The sequence below is a fragment of the Streptomyces sp. NPDC051105 genome (assembly GCF_040682795.1).
Taxonomy (GTDB): domain Bacteria; phylum Actinomycetota; class Actinomycetes; order Streptomycetales; family Streptomycetaceae; genus Streptomyces.
In genome coordinates this window covers 492566-508428 of record NZ_JBFBBR010000005.1, presented here as the reverse complement: position 1 = coordinate 508428, position 15863 = coordinate 492566, and the positions used below count along the sequence as shown (strand labels likewise).

Here is a 15863-nt window from a genome sequence, read left to right as displayed (position 1 = left end):
GTTTCCCCGGCAGGACCTTCGTCCCTGGGCACCCCGCGGCGGCCGCTCTACATTTGGTCTCCGTGATGGACTACCGGCGTGAGAAAGTCATCGACCTCGGCGTCGTCGTGCTGGCCGCTGTGCTGTCGGCGGCCCTCTCTCCGGTCCAGAACACGGGAAACCTGGCACTGAGCCCGGAATTCGGCTCCGGCACGATGCCATTCGGCACGCTGACCTTCACGTCGCCGCTGTTGTTCGGTTTCACCTGGGTGGTGAACCCGGTCTCCCTGGTGGCCATCGGGGTCCTGTGGTGGCGCCGGCGATGGCCTACCGCCGTCGCCGTCGTGGCCGTGGCCGCCGCGGCCGTCACCCCGGCCGTGGTGCCCCTGGTCGTGGCGCTCTTCACGGTCGCCGTCCTCAGACCACCGCGCACCATCCTGACCGTCGCCCTGTTGGCGTTGCTGCCGATACCCGTCTACTTCCTCATGAATCCCTACGCCTCCGGGGTGCGGATCGCGAGCGCGGTGATCGTGGCGGTCCTGATCGCCGCCGCGGTCGGCTGGGGGCTGTTCGTCCGGTCCCTGAGCGAGCGCACCGAACGGGCCGAAGCCGAGGCGGTGCTCCGTGCCCAGCGTGCCCAGGGCGAGGCCAGGCAGGACATCGCGCGGGAGATGCACGACGTTCTGGCCCACCGGCTCTCCCTGCTGAGCGTCCACGCGGGTGCCCTGGAGTTCAACTCCGGGGCGTCCGGGCAGGAAACCGCCCGCGCCGCCGCCGTGATCAGGGAAAGCGCGCACCAGGCACTGGAGGATCTGCAGGTGGTGCTGCAGGTACTGCGGTCACCGGCCGAGGGCCCCGTCGTGGACGGCACCCGGCCCCAGCAGACGGGGCTTGCCGAGGTACCCGGCCTGGTCAAGGAGTCACAGGACGCCGGTATGCGCGTCGACCTGGACATGTGGGTGGCCGAGGCCGACGGCCCGGCGGGGATCTCCGGACTGACGGTTTACCGGATCGTTCAGGAAGGACTGACGAACGTCAGAAAGCACGCCCACGGCTCGCCGGTCAGGATCACCGTGGAAGGCGGACCCGGTGACGGCCTCAGCCTGGAGATGTCCAATCCGGTCGGACGCGGTGCCCCGCGTGACGGCATCCCGGGGGCCGGCCAGGGGCTGATCGGCATCGAGGAACGCGTCGTGCTGGCCGGTGGCCGGTTCAGCCATGGCAGGTCAGGACCGGACTATGTGCTGCGGGCCTGGCTACCCTGGCCCGCATGATCCGTGTGCTGCTCGTCGACGACGACCCGCTGGTCCGCGCAGGGCTCCGCCTGATGCTCGGTGGTGCTGACGACATCGAGGTGGTCGCCGAGGCGGGGGACGGCGGCGAGGTCCCGGCACTGGTCGACGAGCACGCCCCCGACCTGGTGTTGATGGACATCCGGATGCCCGACGTGGACGGCCTGGAGGCAACCAGACTGCTCCGTGCCCGCCCCGACCCGCCTGCCGTCGTCATGCTGACCACCTTCAAGGACGAAGAGCAGGTCCTCGGTGCGCTGCGCGACGGCGCGGCCGGTTTCCTGCTCAAGCACACTCCACCCGCCGAGATCGTCGCGGCGGTGCGCAGGGTGAAGGCGGGCGAGCCGGTGCTCTCACCCGCGGTGATCGAGCAGCTCATCGCCAGGGCCACCCGGGACAGCGGGACGGACCGAAGTACGGTGACCGCCGAGGCGCGCATCCGCCTCGACCGGCTGGGCGAGCGGGAACGGGAAGTCGCGGTGGCCGTGGGACAGGGCAAGACCAACGCGGAGATCGCAGCCGAGCTGTACATGAGTCTGCCCACCGTCAAAGCCCACGTCTCGCACATCCTCACCAAGCTGGAACTCACCAACCGGGTACAGATCGCGCTGACCGTTCACCACGCCGGTCTGGGCTAGTGCTGTGACCGAAAAGGTTTGCCGGTGAACGAGGGTGCCCGCGGCCGGCGGACCGAGCGCGAGACCGCCGAGGTTGGCGGCGGTGGAGATGAGCCCGGGGTCGGCCGGACCGGGATTCCCCTTCTCCTGCTGCCGGCGTCATCGAAGAACCTCTTCAGTCTCCACGGAAGCGCCCGCATGGAGGCCGAACGACCCTGTGCCAGGTTCGGGCGGCCTGTGGCGCCGGGTACCGGCCGGGCCCACTCTGGGGGCAGGGACCCTTCGGCCTCGCCCGTCCTCCCGAGGAGGAGATCATGCCCGGCAAACCGCACACCGTGAGCGACGTGATGACCCACACCGTCGCGGCCGTCGGTCGCGACGCCCCGTTCAAGGACGTCGTCACCATGATGGAGGAGCGGAAGGTCAGCGCCCTGCCCGTGCTGGAGGGCGGGGGCCGGGTGATCGGTGTCGTCTCCGAGGCCGATCTGCTCCCGAAGGAGGAGCTCCGGGACAGCGATCCGGACCGGTTCCCCCAGCGGCAGCGCCTCGACGACCTGGCGAAGGCCGGCGCGGTGACCGCCGAAGAGCTGATGAGCACGCCCGCCGTGACCGCGCATCCGAACGCCACGCTCGCCCAGGCTGCGCGCATCATGGCCCAGCGCAAGGTCAAGCTGCTGCCCGTGGTCAACGCCGAGGGCATGCTCGAGGGCGTCGTCAGTCGCTCGGATCTGCTGAAGGTGTTCCTGCGGGACGACGAGGAACTTGCCGAAGAGGTACGGCACGAGGTCATCGACCGCCTCTTCCCGCTCTCCGCCGACCACATGCGGGTCGAGGTCGCGGAGGGTGTCGTCAGCCTCACCGGGTGGGTCGACGACAACGGGTTGGCCCGGGTGGCCGAGCAACTGGCCCGCGCGGTCGAGGGCGTGGTCGACGTCCGCTGCTGCCTCATGCCGATGTCCGCGCGAAACGCCTCGCGCTGACAGGCCTGGGCGTACGGAAGCACCGCTGCCCCGCACCCGTGACGCCTCGACACGGCGCTGTGCACCCGGCCGGGGCTTGATGCGCTCGGGGCGCAGCGGTTCGGTGAGCAGCGGGTTGGACCTCAGGTAGATCTGACCCGCGGCGAGGTAGTTGGCGGCGCGCCAGTGGGCGTCCAGGGTGCGCAGTTCCTCGTCGGAAAGTACGGTGGCGTCCTGGTGTTCGACCTTGGACATGAGATGGCTCCGTGAGTCAGTCATCGGGCGGTGGAGGCGGCATGGCCGGCAAGAAGGCGGCGGAGCTGCCGCGCAAGGTGTATGAAGCGGAACTGCGGCGTCTGCAGGCGGAGTTGGCGAAGCTGCAGGAGTGGGTACGGGCCACGGGGGCACGTCTTGTAGTGATCTTCGAGGGGCGGGACGCGGCCGGCAAAGGCGGCACGATCAAACGGGTGACGGAGAACCTCAACCCGCGCATCGCCCGGATCGCGGCGCTCCCCAAGCCCACCGAGCGCGAGCGCACCCAGTGGTACTTCCAGCGGTACGTGGAGCACCTGCCGGCCGCCGGGGAGATCGTGCTGTTCGACCGGTCCTGGTACAACCGGGCCGGCGTCGAGCATGTGATGGGCTTCTGTACGAAGGAGGAGTACCAGCTGTTCCTGCGGCACTGCCCGATCTTCGAGCGGATGCTGGTCGAGTCCGGGATCCTGCTGCGCAAGTACTGGTTCTCGGTGAGCGACACCGAGCAGCAGGAGCGGTTCCGCAAGCGCCTTGAGGACCCCCTGCGGCGCTGGAAGCTGTCGCCGATGGACCTGGAGTCGATCACCCACTGGGAGGCCTACTCCCGGGCCAAGGACGAGATGCTGGTGCACACCGACGTCCCCGATACGCCCTGGTACGTCGTGGAGAGCGACGACAAGCGCCGGGCACGGCTGAACATGATCGCCCACCTGCTGTCGACCGTCCCGTACCACGACGTGCCGCCGCCGGTGCTGAAGCTCCCGAAGCGCCCGCCGTCGACCGGCTACGAGCGTCCGCCGCGGGATCTGCAGACCTACGTCCCCGACCACGCGGCGAGTCTCTGAGTAGCCGGTCATCACGGTCACGTCCGCTCGGGTACGACGGCGACCGGGCACGCGGCGTGGTGCAGGACGCCGTGGGCCACCCGGCCGAGCTGGAGCCCGAGGTGCCCGGTGTTCCGCCGGGCGCCCACCACCAGCAGGTCGGCCGTGTGGGAGGCGGCCAGCAGTACCTGGCGGGCGGGGCCCCCGACGGTCTGCCGGTGCACGCGCACCTCCTCCGGTACGTCGCGCAGCGCCTCCTCCGCCATTCCCACTGGCCCGTTCTCGTCGTACCCACCGGCTGATCGGCGCACAAGGTCACTCCGTCGCCAGAGCGGCCGGGCGTACGGCCTCCGGCCCGAAGCGTCGACGGGCGCGGTCTGCGGCGGCTTCGACCGCGCGGGCACGGGTATCACCAGTGTCCAGAGAGAGCTGCCAGTAGGCGCTGTCGGCCGGCAACAGACCGTCCGCACGGACCGCGAAGGCACGGACTCTTGCCCGTTGCAGCCCGAGGGCGGTCAGCAGGCCCAGGGCGGTCGTGGCCAGGGTGGGTGAGTGGCTGGTGGGTTCCGGCAGGGTGCGGGTGCGTGTGGTGGAGCTGCGGTCGGCGTACCGGACCGTGAGGGTGAGTCGCCGCGCGATCTGGCTTTCACCGCGCAGGCGTTGACCGATCTGGTCGGCAAGCCCCAGGACCGCCCGGTGATGTTGTGCCGGGTCGAGGCAGTCCCGTTCCAGTACGAGGTCGGCGGTCAGGTGTTCTGCCGGTTCCATCGGGACGACCGGGCGAGGGTCGCGGCCGCGGGCGCGTTCGGCCAGCAGTCGGGCGGGGCCCGCGCCGAGGAGCCGCTGCAACGTCCCGGCGGGCAGCTCGCTGACCTGGCCGATGGTGTGCAGGCCGTATCTGCTGAGCGTGTCCGCGGTGGTGCGGCCGATCCCCGGCAGCGCGGTGACCGGTCGCGGGTACAGCCAGTCGGCCGCGTCGGTGGTGGGTACCCAGGTGGTCTCTCCCGGCGCGGAGGCGTCGGCCGCCATGGCCGCCAGCATGCGGTTGCCCGCGAGTCCGGCGCTGCTGTCGATGCCGTAGAGGGCCTTCAGTCTGAGCTTCGCCAGCTGGACCACCTCGTAAGGAGACAGGTCGAAGTATCTGAGTGCCGACGTCAGGTCCAGTTGTACGGCGTTGGGCGGGACGACCTGGACGTGGGGCGTGACACCAGACATCAGTTCGATTATATCGGCGTACTGATCCTCGGTCGGTGTCGCGTGCAGGTGAAGGTGGGCGATGTGCCGCTGACGTGTGGTCATCCCGCGCTCCCTGGGCTTCGGTGGCCGAACTTCTTCAGGTCGGCGGAGCGGGTGCCGGCGGGCTGGAGGTCGGCGTAGGGGTGCAGCCGTGCGCCCGCGGTGCCGTCGGCCAGGGTGCGGTGCGGCTGGGCGGGGGTCGGGTGGGGGCGGCTGGCGCCGAGGAGGGCGAGGGCGGCTTCGGGGCCGTTGTCGCGGCGGGCGGCGGCGATCTCGTCCAGGTCCCAGGCCATGGTGCCGACGACGGTACGGCGGGTGCCGCGCACCTGGACCGTGCCACGGACGAGGAGCAGCCCGCTGTGGAAGACGGTGTGTGCGCAGGCCGGGTGGGAGTCCTCGAAGAAGGCCAGGTCGACCAGGCCGGAACCGTCCTCCAGGGTGACGAAGATGATCCGCTTGCCGCTCGCGATCGGCGGGGTCTGGGTGGAGGCCCGTACACCCGCGACGAGGACCTGCTGACCGGCGCGCAGTCCGGCCAGGTGGGCCGCGTCGGTGGCGCCGATCTCGCGCAGCAGCCGGTGGTGGTGCACCATCAGATGCCGGGAGACGTCGATGCCGAGGGTGCTCAGCTCGGCGCTCAGGGCCTCGCGTCCGGTCATCTCCGGCAGCCCGCTCGGCTCCGCCCCGCCGACCGCGCCCGTGTCGATGGGCAGTTGTCCCTCGTGCGCGGACCGGGTGCGGGACTGGCGGTGGAGTTCGGCGATCTGGAGCAGCAGGTCGCGCCGGGTGAGGCGGCCGTCGTGGAGGCAGTTCAGGGCACCGATCTCGGCGAGGCGTTCGGCGACCGGTCTGCTGGGGTGCGCCCGCTGCCAGAAGTCGGACAGCGATCCGTACGGCTGTCCCTCCTCGATCCGGGCGCACTCCTGCTCACTGATGCCGTGCACGGCGGAGAGGGCGAGACGCACTCCCCACTGGTCTCCGTCGGTCTTCTCCACGGTGTGCTTCACCCGGGAGTTGTTGATGTCGACGGACAGGACGGGAACCCCGCGGCGGCGGGCGTCGGAGACGAGGACCCGCTTGGGCCACATCCCGGGGTCGTGTTCGAGGAGCCCGGCGAGCAGGAACGCCGGATAGTGCGCCTTGAGCCAGGCGCTCTGCAGGGCGGGTACGGCGAAGGCGACCGCGTGGGCGCGGCAGAAGCCGTACGCCCCGAAGGCCTCGACGGTATTCCAGACCTCCTCCCGGACGGCCGCGCTGTAGCCGCGCGCGCGGGTCCGCTCGTGGAACCAGTCCCTGATCCTGGGCAGTTGCTCCTTGTCGCCGAGCGCCCGCCGGGTGATCTCCGCGAAGGCCCGGTCGCAGCCGGTCATCACCGACAGTGTCTCGATGATCTGCTCGTGCCAGATGGTCACGCCGTAGGTGTCGGAGAGCGTCGGTTCGAGGTCGGGGTGGGCGTAGCCGGGTGTGCCGCCGTGGCGGGCGGCGATGTAGCGCTCGGGCATGCCGCCGGCGACCGGGCCGGGGCGGAAGAGGCTGATGTCGGCGATGACGTCCTGGACGTCTCGGGGCTGGAGCCGGGAGAGGAGGTCCTGCTGGCCGGGGGACTCCAGCTGGAACAGGCCGAGGGTCTGGCTCTCCTGGATGAGCTTGAAGGCGAAGACGTCGTCGAGCGGCACCTGCTCGGAGTCGTCCAGGTCGATGTGGTTGCCGGTGGTCCGTTCGATCTCGGTGACGGCGTGGGCCATCGCGGACTGCATCCGCACGCCCAGGACGTCGAGTTTGATGTTGCCGAGCGCCTCGATCTCCTCCTTCGCGGCCATCGCCATGGGGTAGTCGCCCTGCGGCGTGGGCTGCACCGGCAGCCGGTCCAGCAGGGTGGCGTCGCTGATGACCACGCCGCAGGGGTGCATGGCCATGCCGTGGACCAGGGAGTCGAGGCCTTCGGCCAGCTCCCACAGGGGGCCGTACCGGTGTGCCTCGGCGGCCAGCTGTCGTAGCTCGGGCAGTTCGGCGAGGGCGCTGGTGATGTCGGAGGCGCGCAGGTGCGGGAAGCTCTTGGCGATCCGGTCGATGTCAGCGGGGGCGATGCCGAGCGCGAGGCCGGTGTCCCTGAGCGCCCTGCGCGCGCGGTAGGTCTCGGGCATGGCGGTGACCGCGATCCGCTCCTTGCCGAACCGTTCGAAGATCGTGTCGTAGCACTCCAGCCGGCGTGCGGACTCCACGTCGATGTCGATGTCGGGCAGTGAGGCCCGGCGCGTGCTGAGGAAGCGTTCGAACAGGAGGCGGTGGTCGAGCGGGTTGGCGGTGGCGATGTCCAGGGCGTGGCAGACCAGCGAGCCGGCGCTGGAGCCGCGGGCGGCGACCCGGATGCCCTTGGCCCGGATGTCGGCCACGACCTGGGACACGGCGAGGAAGTACGAGTCGTAGCCCAGCTCGGAGATCACCTTGAGCTCTTCGTCCAGTCGGTCGAGCGCCGTACGGTCGCGGTCGAGGCCGCGCCTGGCCAGACCGGCCTCGCACTGCCCGCGCAGCAGCTGTGCCGCGCCGCCCGTCCGGGGCTCCGCCCCGAAGAGGGCCGGTTCCGGGAAGTGCGGTGTGCCGAGCCCGAGGTCCGCCGCCGGGTCGACGGTGCACGCGGCCGCCGTGGCGGCGGTGTCCGCGATCAGCCGGCGGGCCCGACGGATGTCTCCTCCGGCGCATTCGACGATCATGCGCGCGACGGTCTCCATTCCTCGCTCGTCCTTGAGCCAGCGCTGTCCGCTGTCCAGCCGGCGCCGGTCGATCGGTCGCAGCAGTCGGGCGGCGTCCAGGACGTCGGCGAGGCGGTGCTGGCCGGGGTCGGCGTAGCGGACGGCGTTGGAGAGCACGGCGGTGGTGCGGGTGCGGTCGGCCAGCGCGAGGGTGCGGGCGGCCAGGCGCAGGGATCCAGGCTCCATGCCGAAACGTTTCTGCGCGACGACCTCCAATCGGACCTCCCTCCCGAAGATCTCCCGCCAGGGCGCCAGCAGCTTCATCGCGACGTCCTCCCGGCCCACCGACAGTGCCCGCACCGGCTCCGAGAGCGGCCCGAGCAGCACGCTCAGACCGGGGCCGCCGTACTCGCGCAGCGCCTCCCACGGCACCACCGGCGGTGTACCGGACACGGCGCCGACGTGGGCGGCCGAGGTGATGCGGCACAGCCGTGCCCAGCCCTCCCGGTTCCGCGCGAGCAGCACGAACCGCAGCGGCGGCTCCACGACGTGTGCGCCACCGCGCGCCGGGGTGTGGTGACGCCGGGCGGGCGGCGGAGGCGCAAGGGCCTGCACCGCCAGGTCGATGCCGAAGACCGGCGTGACCCCGTCCTTCGCGCAGGCCTGCGCGAACCGGACGGCCCCGGTGACCGTGTCCCGGTCGGTGAGCGCGAGCGCCGGCATGCCCTGCTCGGCCGCCCGCCGGACGAGCTGCTCGGGGTGGGAGGCGCCGTAGCGGGCGGAGTAACCGGACGCGACGTGCAGATGGGCGAAGCCCGTCATGCCGCACCTCCATCACTCCACCCCTTTTCGACCATGCGCCCGATATGTTCATCGTACGCTCGTTCGATTACTCTAACCTCATCAGCCCAGGTAGGCGACAGGAATCGAACGTGTAAACGGTTCTTTGGTGGGGTGGGTGGCGGGCAGGGGAAGTGCCGCTCCGTCACTTCTCCAGCCGTGCAGGGTGGTTGGAGGCTGAGACGAGCGGGCGGTAGCTGTTTGTAGTGCAACCGACACGTTTCGTGGGCTGGTGGCTGGTGGCTGGTGGCTGGTGACCGGTGACCGGTGACCGGTGACCGGTGACCGGTGGCCGGTGGCTGGTGATCGGTGGTCGGTGGTGGCGGGGGGTGGGTGTGCGCCCCGGGCGGCCGAGAGATGGGTGTTGTGTGACGGTTTGGCGCGTATCGCGCCCTATGGTCCTCTCGGGCCTGACTGGTGACACCCCATCAGGTGGATGACGCGCGACCGGTTACTCGGAAGTTTTACCGACGCGTAACTTCACGGTTGCACTACTCGTCCGTAACTTGATGAGTGAACAGCATCCTCGTGATCCGGATCACAGGGCGTAAGGCCGTCGCAACTCCCTTGAGCCGCAAGGAGATCACACGATGCTGCCCTGGAAGCGAGTGCTCAGACCCCTGACCGCACTGCTCTTCGCCGCCGCCGTCGCCACCGTCCCCGCCGCTACCGCCCACGCGTCGAGCGCCCCCAGCACCGGCTGGAACGACTACTCCTGCCGCCCCTCCGCCACCCACCCCCGCCCAGTGATCCTCGTCCACGGCACGCTGGGCAACTCCGTCGACAACTGGCTCTCCCTCGCCCCGTACCTGGAGGATCGCGGCTACTGCGTCTTCTCCCTCGACTACGGCCAGCTCTCCGGCGTCCCGCTCTTCTACGGCCTCGGCCCCATCGACAAGTCGGCACAGCAACTCTCCGCCTACGTCGACAAGGTGCTGAGTGCGACCGGCGCCGCCAAGGCCGACCTCGTCGGCCACTCCCAGGGCGGCATGATGCCCCGCTACTACCTCAGGTTCCTCGGCGGCGCCGCCAAGGTGAACGCCCTCGTTGGCCTCGCCCCCGACAACCACGGCGCCACCATCAGCGGCCTCACCAACCTGCTGCCGTACTTCCCCGGCGCCGCGGACCTGATCACGGCCAGTACCCCCGGCCTGGCCGACCAGATCCCCGGTTCGGCCTTCCTCACCAACCTCAACGCGGGCGGCGACACCGTTCCCGGCGTGCACTACACGGTCATCGCCACCAAGTACGACGAGGTGGCCACTCCCTGGCAGAGCCAGTACCTGAGCGGCTCCGACGTCCACAACGTGCTGCTCCAGGACCTGTGCCCGCTCGACCTCTCCGAGCACGTGGCGATCGGGCTCTTCGACCGGATCGCCTTCCACGAGGTGGCCAACGCGCTCGACCCGGCACACGCCACCGCCACCAGTTGTGCGTCGGCGTTCAGCTGAGCGGCGCTGCCCAACTGAACGCCGCCGGGGCCTGTCCGGCCTGAGCCGCCGGTCAGGCCCCGGAGTCATGGGGGATCAGCCCCGGTGCGCCCGTCGTCGTACGGACAGGAAGAGTGCACTGGAGCCCAGGGCCAGGGCGGCCGCCACACCGGGCGCGACCGCTCCCACGCCGAGCGCGACGGCGGCCCCACGGCGCGTAGCGAACATGCGGAAACTCCTCGGAACGGTCCTCGGGGCGGGCTCGGTCCCGCCGGGCTGTATCCCGCGGGCTGGATCCGCTCGGGCTGGATCCCGTGGGGGGCGATCAGAAAGCTAGCCCCAAGAAACCGTGAAATCGCCTGCTGGGAGGGGGCGAAGGAGATCTTTATGGTCGTCTTAAGGGAGTGCTCAGGCTGCGCTGAGGAAGCTAGCGTTCCCGCCATGACGAACGACGGGATCCGGCCCGCGCGGGCCGCCGACGTACCGGCCGTGAAGGCCGTGACAGACATGGCGTACCACCACTACATCGCGCGCATAGGGGTGGTGCCGCAGCCCATGGAGGCGGACCACACGGCGAACGTGGCCGCGGGCAAGGTGTTCGTCGTCGGGGAGCCGGTGATCGGACTCGTCGTCATCGAGGCCCACGACGACCATCTGTTCCTCGACAGCATCGCCGTCCACCCCGACGCGCGTGGGCAGGGGGTGGGACGGCGGCTGCTGGAGTTCGTGGACGCACGCGCGCGTGCGCTCGGCCTGCTCGAGGTCGGGCTCTACACGAACGCGCTGATGTGGGAGAACCAGGAGCTCTACCCGAAGTACGGCTACGAAGTCGTCGGGCGGCGCGTGGACGGGCCGTACGACCGCGTCCACTACCGCAAGCGGCTGGGCTGAAGAGCGCGCGCGGGAACCGGCGCGCTCAGCCGTCCGGCCACCAGGTGCGTGCGATGTCCTTGCGCACCTCAGGGCGTCCGGCGGGGCGCTCGTCGGCCTCCTCGCGGATCCGGCGGCTGTCCGTCCTCTTCAGGGGCTTCTGCACAGTTGTGCGGCGCATGGCTGCCTCCTTCAGTGCCTACCGAGGTCCGTGGTGGCACGGAGGTAGACCCTTTGGGCGAGAGTTCCTCATCGGTACGGGTCTGTCAGTGGTCGCTGTCACACGGACCGAGTGTCAGTGGTGGGTGTCACGCTGGGGGCATGACGAACGAGAGTGACCGGACAGTTGCGGCGAGTGTCGACTGGGACGCGCAGGCCGCCACCTTCGACGCCGAGCCGGATCACGGGCTGGGTGCACCCGAGGTGCGCGCGGCCTGGGCGGAGCGGCTCCGGACGTGGCTGCCCGGACGCCCCGCCGACCTCCTCGACCTCGGCTGCGGGACCGGCAGCCTGGCCCTCCTCGCCGCCGAGCAGGGCCATCACGTCACCGGTGTCGACAGCTCCCCGGCGATGGTGGAGCGGGCCCGTGCCAAGCTCGCCGGCCGTGACGCGGTGTTCCTCCTCGGCGACGCGGCGGCACCACCGGTGGGTGAGCGGCTCTTCGACACGGTGCTCGTACGGCATGTGCTGTGGGCGCTGCCCGACCCCGCACGTGTGCTGCGGCACTGGCGGGGCCTGCTGCGTCCCGGAGGGCGGTTCGTGCTGGTGGAGGGGGTGTGGGGGACCGTGACCCCGGTGGGCATACCCGCCGGCCGGCTCACCGCCCTGCTGGCGCCGCTCGCCGCGGAGGTGCGGGTGGAGCGGCTGTCGGCGCGGGCGGTGCTGTGGGGCAAAGAGGTGGACGACGAGCGGTACGCGGTGGTGGCGACGGTGTGAGGGGGTACATCAGGACAGCAGGGGCCTCACGACAGCAGGGGGGCCTGAGGACAGCAGGGGGCCTGAGGACAGCAGGGGGGCCTCAGGACAGCAAGGCGGTGAAGTCCGACTCGCGGGCCAACGTCTCCAGTGCGTCGAGCGCGGCGACGGCGGCCGCGGCGGCCTTCGGGTCCCGCGCCGCCAGACCGCTCTCGGCGAACTCGTCCTCGTCCAGCCGGCGGACGTCCGTGCCGTCGGCGGACCGCCACAGGTCCAGGTCGAGGTCCTCGACGACCAGCTCGCCGCCGGTGAGCGTCGCCGGACGGGTGACGTCGCAGTACCAGCCCTTCAGCGTGCCGTCGGCGGCACGGACCTCCTTGACCGCGTACCAGCGGTCGCGCCAGTAGAACTCGGTGAAGACATCGCCCTGTTCGAAGCGGACGAAGCCGAAGTCGCGGGCCACGTCACCGGCCCACGGCGCGCGTACGGCGATCCGGGTGCCGTCGTCGTGCAGCAGCTCGGCGGGGTAACGGATCTTCGTGCGGCCCGCCTTCACCAGGACGACGTCCACCGTGGCCGTCGGCTCAGCCGAGTTCGCGGACATATCTGACCTCCGTCGCGCAGATGTCGTACCCGAACCACTTGTTGATCGCCAGCATCGGGCCGTTGCCGCTGTCGTTGCCCGTGAACGCCTCCGTGCAGCCGGCGGCGCGGGCGCGGTGCAGGGAGTCGTTCTTGGCGAGCTTGGCCAGGCCCCGGCCGCGGAAGGCACGGGCCGTGCCGGTCATGACGGTGCCATAACGGCTGCCGCCGTCGGTGCGCGCCGCGCTGAACGCCGCCGGGCGGCCGTCCACCAGGACGACCGAGGTCAGCTGGTGGCTGAACAGCGGATGCCGCCAGGTCCCGTCCAGCCAGGCCTCGTAATCGGCGAACTCGGTGTCGATGTCGCTGGGTTCGTCCAGCGTCGTCTCCGCGTCGAGGGCGAAGAGCGGACGCGGGTCGTCGGCGAAGTCGGCGGCGGTACGGAGCTCGACGCCCGGGGGCGGGGTCCGCAGCGGGGGGAGTGCGCCGTGCGCGAGGTCGAGGCGGAGGAAGTGGGCGGAGCGGCTCGCCGTGTAACCGCGGCGCTCGGCGAAGGCCCGGTTGGACGGGGCGTCCAGCACCCAGGAGTACGACGTGGTCGCGCCGGCGTCCGACAGGTGCGCCTCCGCCGTACGGACGAGGAGGGTGCCGGTGCCCCGGCCGGTGCGCGCCGGATGTACGTACACGTTGGCGAAGCCCTGGCCCGGCTCGGTGCTCTCGTGGGCGAGGCCGACCTGGGCCGTGCCGATGATCTCGCCGTCCTCCTCCGCGATCAGCAGGCGGAGGCGGGCGTCGGGGTGGGTGTGCGTCAGGTCGTGGACCAGGGACTCCGGGGTGAACAGCATGTAGGGGAGGGCCAGCTGCCGGACCCGGACATAGCCTTCGGCATCCGACCGGGCGTCGGGGCGCAGATCGCGCACGATCACTGTCATGGGGCGCACGCTATGCGGGGGCGAGTGCGGGATGCCTCTCATTTTCCGGCGGATACGGGAGAATCGGGCCGTGACTCTGAAGATCCACATCGATGACAGCGCGCCGCCCTACGAGCAGGTAAGGGCGCAGATTTCCGAGCAGGCGCGGGGCGGGGTGCTGCCGGTGGGATACCGGCTGCCGACGGTGCGGGGGCTGGCCGAGTCGCTGGGCCTCGCGGTGAACACGGTGGCCAAGGCGTACCGGGCGCTGGAGACGGATGGGGTGATCGAGACGCGGGGGCGCAACGGAACGTTCGTGGCCGCGGCGGGTTCGGCCGCGGAGCGTGAGGCGTCGCTGGCCGCGCAGGCCTACGTCGAGCGGGTCCGACGTCTGGGACTGGGCGAGGAGGAGGCACTGGCCGCGGTGCGGGATGCCCTGCGGGCGGCTTACGGGGCGTAGGGGTTTCGGGCCTCGGGCCGAGCAGGGCTCGGCACCGCCGAGAGGCACCGCGGCGGCTGATCGCCGTTGCGGCGGGAAAAGATGACGAAGCCTGGCGTCAGCCGGTTGTGCTCAGCTGCGGCGTTCTCGTCACCGGCAACCCCGCCCTCTCCGCGGCCTTCCCGAACACCGCCGCGTCCCGCACCGCCGCTCCGCCCGGGTCGTTGTTGAAGTACGTGTAGATGTCGGCCCTCTTGGCATACGCCGTGGCGATGCGGTCGGCCCAGGTCTCCAGGGAGCGGCGCCCGTAGCGGGGCCAGGGGGCGGCCCGGCCTTCGTGGAAGCGGACGTAGGCCCAGTCGGCGGTGCGCCACAGGGGGGTCATGGGGCGGGCCTGGATGTCGGACCAGCACAGCGCCGCGGCCCGGGACTCCAGGACCTCGCGGGTCTCCCGCGTCCACCAGGAGTCGTGGCGGGGTTCCACCGCCACCCTCGTACCGCGCGGGAAGCACGCCAGACAGGCGTCCAGCAGGGCCGGGTCGGCCTTGAGGGTCGGTGGGAGCTGGAGCAGGACCGGGCCCAGCCGGTCGCCCAGACCCGCCGCGTGGGTCATCAGGCGGTCGACCGGCTCCGCGGGATCCTTCAGGCGCTTGATGTGCGTGAGATAGCGGCTCGCCTTGACCGCGATCACGAAGTCCGCGGGGACCCGGTCCCGCCAGGACTCGAAGTTCTCGCGGCTCGGCAGGCGGTAGAACGCGTTGTTCAGCTCGACGGTCGTGAAGTGCGCCGCGTACTCCTCCAGCCACCGGCGCATGGGCACGTCGGCCGGGTACAGGACGTTCCGCCAGTCCTTGTACTGCCAGCCCGAGGTTCCGATGAACAGCGGCATAACCCCATCAAAGCACTACAGGTACAGCCCCGCGTCCGCGTCCTCCCGTGCGCCCGGTACCGACGTCGGCGTGGTGCCCCGGCGCAATGCGTACAGCTCCGCCAGGGTCGCTCCCTCGCGGCCCAGGCCCTCCGCCGTGCCGAGCCAGTTCACCGCCTCGGGGCGGGTCAGCGGGCCCACCTCGATACGGGCGAGGCAGCGGCCGGGGCGGACCACGGCGGGGTGCAGGCGCTCCAGGTCCTCGTTGGTGGTGACGCCCACCAGGACGTTGCGGCCCTGCCCGAGCAGACCGTCGGTGAGGTTCAGCAGCCTCGACAGGGCCTGCCCCGCCGTGTGCTTGGCCTCGCCGCGGATCAGCTCGTCGCAGTCCTCAAGCAGGAGCAGCCGCCAGCGGCCCTTGCCGGCGCCGTCCTCCTCGCCGATCGCGATGTCCATCAGATAGCCGACGTCGGAGAAGAGGCGTTCGGGGTCGAGGACGCAGTCCACCTGGCACCAGTCCCGCCAGGAACGGGCCAGCGTGCGCAGGGCGGAGGTCTTGCCGGTGCCCGGCGGGCCGTGCAGGAGCAGCAGACGGCCGGCGATGTCCTCGGGCGTCGTCTTCATCAGGCGGTCCATCGCGTCCGCCACCGGTGCCGTGTAGTTGGGGCGGATCTCGCCCCAGGTACCGGCGGAGATCTGCCGGGTGGTGCGGTGCGGGCCGCGCCGGGGGGAGACGTACCAGAACCCCATGGTCACGTTGTCCGGCTGGGGCTCCGGCTCGTCCGCCGCGCCGTCCGTCGTCTCGTTCAGCACCTTCGCGGCCAGCTCGGCGGTGGTCGCGGTGACGGTGACGTCCGCGCCCCGGTTCCAGCGGGAGACCAGCAGGGTCCAGCCGTCGCCCTCCGCCAGCGTCGCGCTGCGGTCGTCGTCGCGGGCCACCCGCAGCACCCGCGCCTCCTTCGGCAGCAGGGTCGCCCCGGTGCGCACCCGGTCGATGTTGGCCGCGTGCGAGTACGGCTGCTCGCCCGTCGCGAAGCGGCCGAGGAACAGCGCGTCGACGACGTCGGACGGTGAGTCGGAGTCGTCGACGTTGAGCCGGATCGGCAGCGTCTCGTGCGGCTTGACAGACATGCCGCCATGATCCGACACCGGGGCC

Annotated in this window: 16 protein-coding genes and 2 pseudogenes; 8 read left to right on the top strand and 10 right to left on the bottom strand. The window is 71.0% G+C overall.

Features of this window, described 5'->3' with window-relative positions; genetic code table 11:
* The first annotated feature begins 65 nt into the window (after window positions 1-65).
* From AB0N16_RS15980 to AB0N16_RS15970, 3 genes are all read left to right on the top strand, one after another.
* Window positions 66-1253: a histidine kinase gene (locus AB0N16_RS15980; RefSeq protein WP_365797141.1), complete on the top strand. Its 1188-nt coding sequence runs from the start codon at window positions 66-68 to the stop codon at window positions 1251-1253.
* On the top strand, window positions 1250-1909 hold the full coding sequence (locus AB0N16_RS15975; RefSeq protein WP_365796996.1) for a response regulator transcription factor: 660 nt from the start codon (window positions 1250-1252) through the stop codon (window positions 1907-1909). The genes AB0N16_RS15980 and AB0N16_RS15975 overlap by 4 nt, the downstream gene beginning before the upstream one ends.
* A gap of 293 nt (window positions 1910-2202) precedes the next feature.
* The gene (locus AB0N16_RS15970) at window positions 2203-2868 is read left to right on the top strand and encodes a CBS domain-containing protein (protein ID WP_365796994.1); all 666 of its coding nucleotides are present in this window, start codon (window positions 2203-2205) and stop codon (window positions 2866-2868) included.
* Between the two features lie 69 nt (window positions 2869-2937).
* Here the strand turns inward: AB0N16_RS15970 and AB0N16_RS15965 are convergent.
* Window positions 2938-3102 (bottom strand): annotated as a pseudogene (locus AB0N16_RS15965) (hypothetical protein); the annotation flags it as partial.
* A gap of 41 nt (window positions 3103-3143) precedes the next feature.
* Here AB0N16_RS15965 and ppk2 point away from each other — a divergent pair.
* On the top strand, window positions 3144-3947 hold the full coding sequence (gene ppk2 / locus AB0N16_RS15960; protein WP_365796992.1) for a polyphosphate kinase 2: 804 nt from the start codon (window positions 3144-3146) through the stop codon (window positions 3945-3947).
* 17 nt (window positions 3948-3964) lie between these two features.
* On the opposite strand, the pseudogene AB0N16_RS15955 reads toward ppk2, so the two are convergent.
* From AB0N16_RS15955 to dnaE, 3 genes and pseudogenes are all read right to left on the bottom strand, one after another.
* A pseudogene (locus tag AB0N16_RS15955) lies at window positions 3965-4216 on the bottom strand (universal stress protein); the annotation flags it as partial.
* Between the two features lie 25 nt (window positions 4217-4241).
* Window positions 4242-5225: an ImpB/MucB/SamB family protein gene (locus AB0N16_RS15950; protein ID WP_365796990.1), complete on the bottom strand. Its 984-nt coding sequence runs from the start codon at window positions 5223-5225 to the stop codon at window positions 4242-4244.
* Entirely contained in the window at window positions 5222-8674 is a 3453-nt protein-coding gene (gene dnaE / locus AB0N16_RS15945; RefSeq protein ID WP_365796988.1) for a DNA polymerase III subunit alpha, read from the bottom strand. Before dnaE ends, AB0N16_RS15950 begins: the two co-directional genes overlap by 4 nt.
* A gap of 608 nt (window positions 8675-9282) precedes the next feature.
* Here dnaE and AB0N16_RS15940 point away from each other — a divergent pair.
* Complete coding sequence (locus tag AB0N16_RS15940; RefSeq protein WP_365796986.1) at window positions 9283-10143, top strand: alpha/beta fold hydrolase; 861 nt, start codon at window positions 9283-9285, stop codon at window positions 10141-10143.
* Window positions 10144-10218: 75 nt separating this feature from the next.
* Here the strand turns inward: AB0N16_RS15940 and AB0N16_RS15935 are convergent, their stop codons facing one another.
* Window positions 10219-10350 (bottom strand): hypothetical protein, encoded by a 132-nt coding sequence (locus AB0N16_RS15935; protein ID WP_365796984.1) that lies wholly within the window; start codon window positions 10348-10350, stop codon window positions 10219-10221.
* Between the two features lie 213 nt (window positions 10351-10563).
* On the opposite strand from AB0N16_RS15935, the gene AB0N16_RS15930 reads away from it, so the two are divergent.
* The gene (locus tag AB0N16_RS15930) at window positions 10564-11013 is read left to right on the top strand and encodes an N-acetyltransferase (protein WP_365796982.1); all 450 of its coding nucleotides are present in this window, start codon (window positions 10564-10566) and stop codon (window positions 11011-11013) included.
* 25 nt (window positions 11014-11038) lie between these two features.
* On the opposite strand, the gene AB0N16_RS15925 is transcribed toward AB0N16_RS15930, so the two are convergent.
* Window positions 11039-11173, bottom strand: coding sequence for a hypothetical protein (locus AB0N16_RS15925; RefSeq protein WP_089102986.1), 135 nt, complete (start codon window positions 11171-11173; stop codon window positions 11039-11041).
* Window positions 11174-11313: 140 nt separating this feature from the next.
* On the opposite strand from AB0N16_RS15925, the gene AB0N16_RS15920 reads away from it, so the two are divergent.
* A complete protein-coding gene (locus tag AB0N16_RS15920) occupies window positions 11314-11928 on the top strand; it encodes a class I SAM-dependent methyltransferase (RefSeq protein WP_365796980.1) in 615 nt (204 codons plus the stop codon).
* An 82-nt stretch (window positions 11929-12010) separates the two neighbouring features.
* On the opposite strand, the gene AB0N16_RS15915 is transcribed toward AB0N16_RS15920, so the two are convergent.
* Entirely contained in the window at window positions 12011-12511 is a 501-nt protein-coding gene (locus AB0N16_RS15915) for a DUF402 domain-containing protein (protein ID WP_365796978.1), read from the bottom strand.
* Window positions 12492-13421 (bottom strand): GNAT family N-acetyltransferase, encoded by a 930-nt coding sequence (locus tag AB0N16_RS15910; RefSeq protein WP_365796976.1) that lies wholly within the window; start codon window positions 13419-13421, stop codon window positions 12492-12494. Before AB0N16_RS15910 ends, AB0N16_RS15915 begins: the two co-directional genes overlap by 20 nt.
* A 70-nt stretch (window positions 13422-13491) precedes the next feature.
* On the opposite strand from AB0N16_RS15910, the gene AB0N16_RS15905 reads away from it, so the two are divergent.
* Window positions 13492-13860 carry a GntR family transcriptional regulator gene (locus tag AB0N16_RS15905; protein WP_365796974.1) on the top strand — a complete coding sequence of 123 codons (369 nt, stop codon included), beginning with the start codon at window positions 13492-13494 and terminating at the stop codon, window positions 13858-13860.
* A 97-nt stretch (window positions 13861-13957) separates the two neighbouring features.
* On the opposite strand, the gene AB0N16_RS15900 is transcribed toward AB0N16_RS15905, so the two are convergent.
* Both AB0N16_RS15900 and AB0N16_RS15895 read right to left on the bottom strand, forming a co-directional pair.
* Window positions 13958-14728, bottom strand: coding sequence for a DUF72 domain-containing protein (locus AB0N16_RS15900; protein WP_365796972.1), 771 nt, complete (start codon window positions 14726-14728; stop codon window positions 13958-13960).
* A gap of 15 nt (window positions 14729-14743) precedes the next feature.
* The gene (locus AB0N16_RS15895) at window positions 14744-15838 is read right to left on the bottom strand and encodes a DUF5925 domain-containing protein (RefSeq protein WP_365796970.1); all 1095 of its coding nucleotides are present in this window, start codon (window positions 15836-15838) and stop codon (window positions 14744-14746) included.
* Window positions 15839-15863: the final 25 nt, after the last annotated feature.

Bases quoted from the DNA above. Each gene is read 5' to 3' on its own strand.
- AB0N16_RS15930 (WP_365796982.1), top strand. From the start codon at position 10,564: ATGACGAACGACGGGATCCGGCCCGCGCGGGCCGCCGACGTACCGGCC.
- AB0N16_RS15950 (WP_365796990.1), bottom strand. From the start codon at position 5,225: ATGACCACACGTCAGCGGCACATCGCCCACCTTCACCTGCACGCGACA.
- AB0N16_RS15915 (WP_365796978.1), bottom strand. From the start codon at position 12,511: ATGTCCGCGAACTCGGCTGAGCCGACGGCCACGGTGGACGTCGTCCTG.
- AB0N16_RS15895 (WP_365796970.1), bottom strand. From the start codon at position 15,838: ATGTCTGTCAAGCCGCACGAGACGCTGCCGATCCGGCTCAACGTCGAC.
- AB0N16_RS15910 (WP_365796976.1), bottom strand. From the start codon at position 13,421: ATGACAGTGATCGTGCGCGATCTGCGCCCCGACGCCCGGTCGGATGCC.
- dnaE (WP_365796988.1), bottom strand. From the start codon at position 8,674: ATGACGGGCTTCGCCCATCTGCACGTCGCGTCCGGTTACTCCGCCCGC.
- AB0N16_RS15925 (WP_089102986.1), bottom strand. From the start codon at position 11,173: ATGCGCCGCACAACTGTGCAGAAGCCCCTGAAGAGGACGGACAGCCGC.
- AB0N16_RS15935 (WP_365796984.1), bottom strand. From the start codon at position 10,350: ATGTTCGCTACGCGCCGTGGGGCCGCCGTCGCGCTCGGCGTGGGAGCG.
- AB0N16_RS15900 (WP_365796972.1), bottom strand. From the start codon at position 14,728: ATGCCGCTGTTCATCGGAACCTCGGGCTGGCAGTACAAGGACTGGCGG.
- ppk2 (WP_365796992.1), top strand. From the start codon at position 3,144: ATGGCCGGCAAGAAGGCGGCGGAGCTGCCGCGCAAGGTGTATGAAGCG.
- AB0N16_RS15940 (WP_365796986.1), top strand. From the start codon at position 9,283: ATGCTGCCCTGGAAGCGAGTGCTCAGACCCCTGACCGCACTGCTCTTC.
- AB0N16_RS15980 (WP_365797141.1), top strand. From the start codon at position 66: ATGGACTACCGGCGTGAGAAAGTCATCGACCTCGGCGTCGTCGTGCTG.
- AB0N16_RS15970 (WP_365796994.1), top strand. From the start codon at position 2,203: ATGCCCGGCAAACCGCACACCGTGAGCGACGTGATGACCCACACCGTC.
- AB0N16_RS15920 (WP_365796980.1), top strand. From the start codon at position 11,314: ATGACGAACGAGAGTGACCGGACAGTTGCGGCGAGTGTCGACTGGGAC.
- AB0N16_RS15975 (WP_365796996.1), top strand. From the start codon at position 1,250: ATGATCCGTGTGCTGCTCGTCGACGACGACCCGCTGGTCCGCGCAGGG.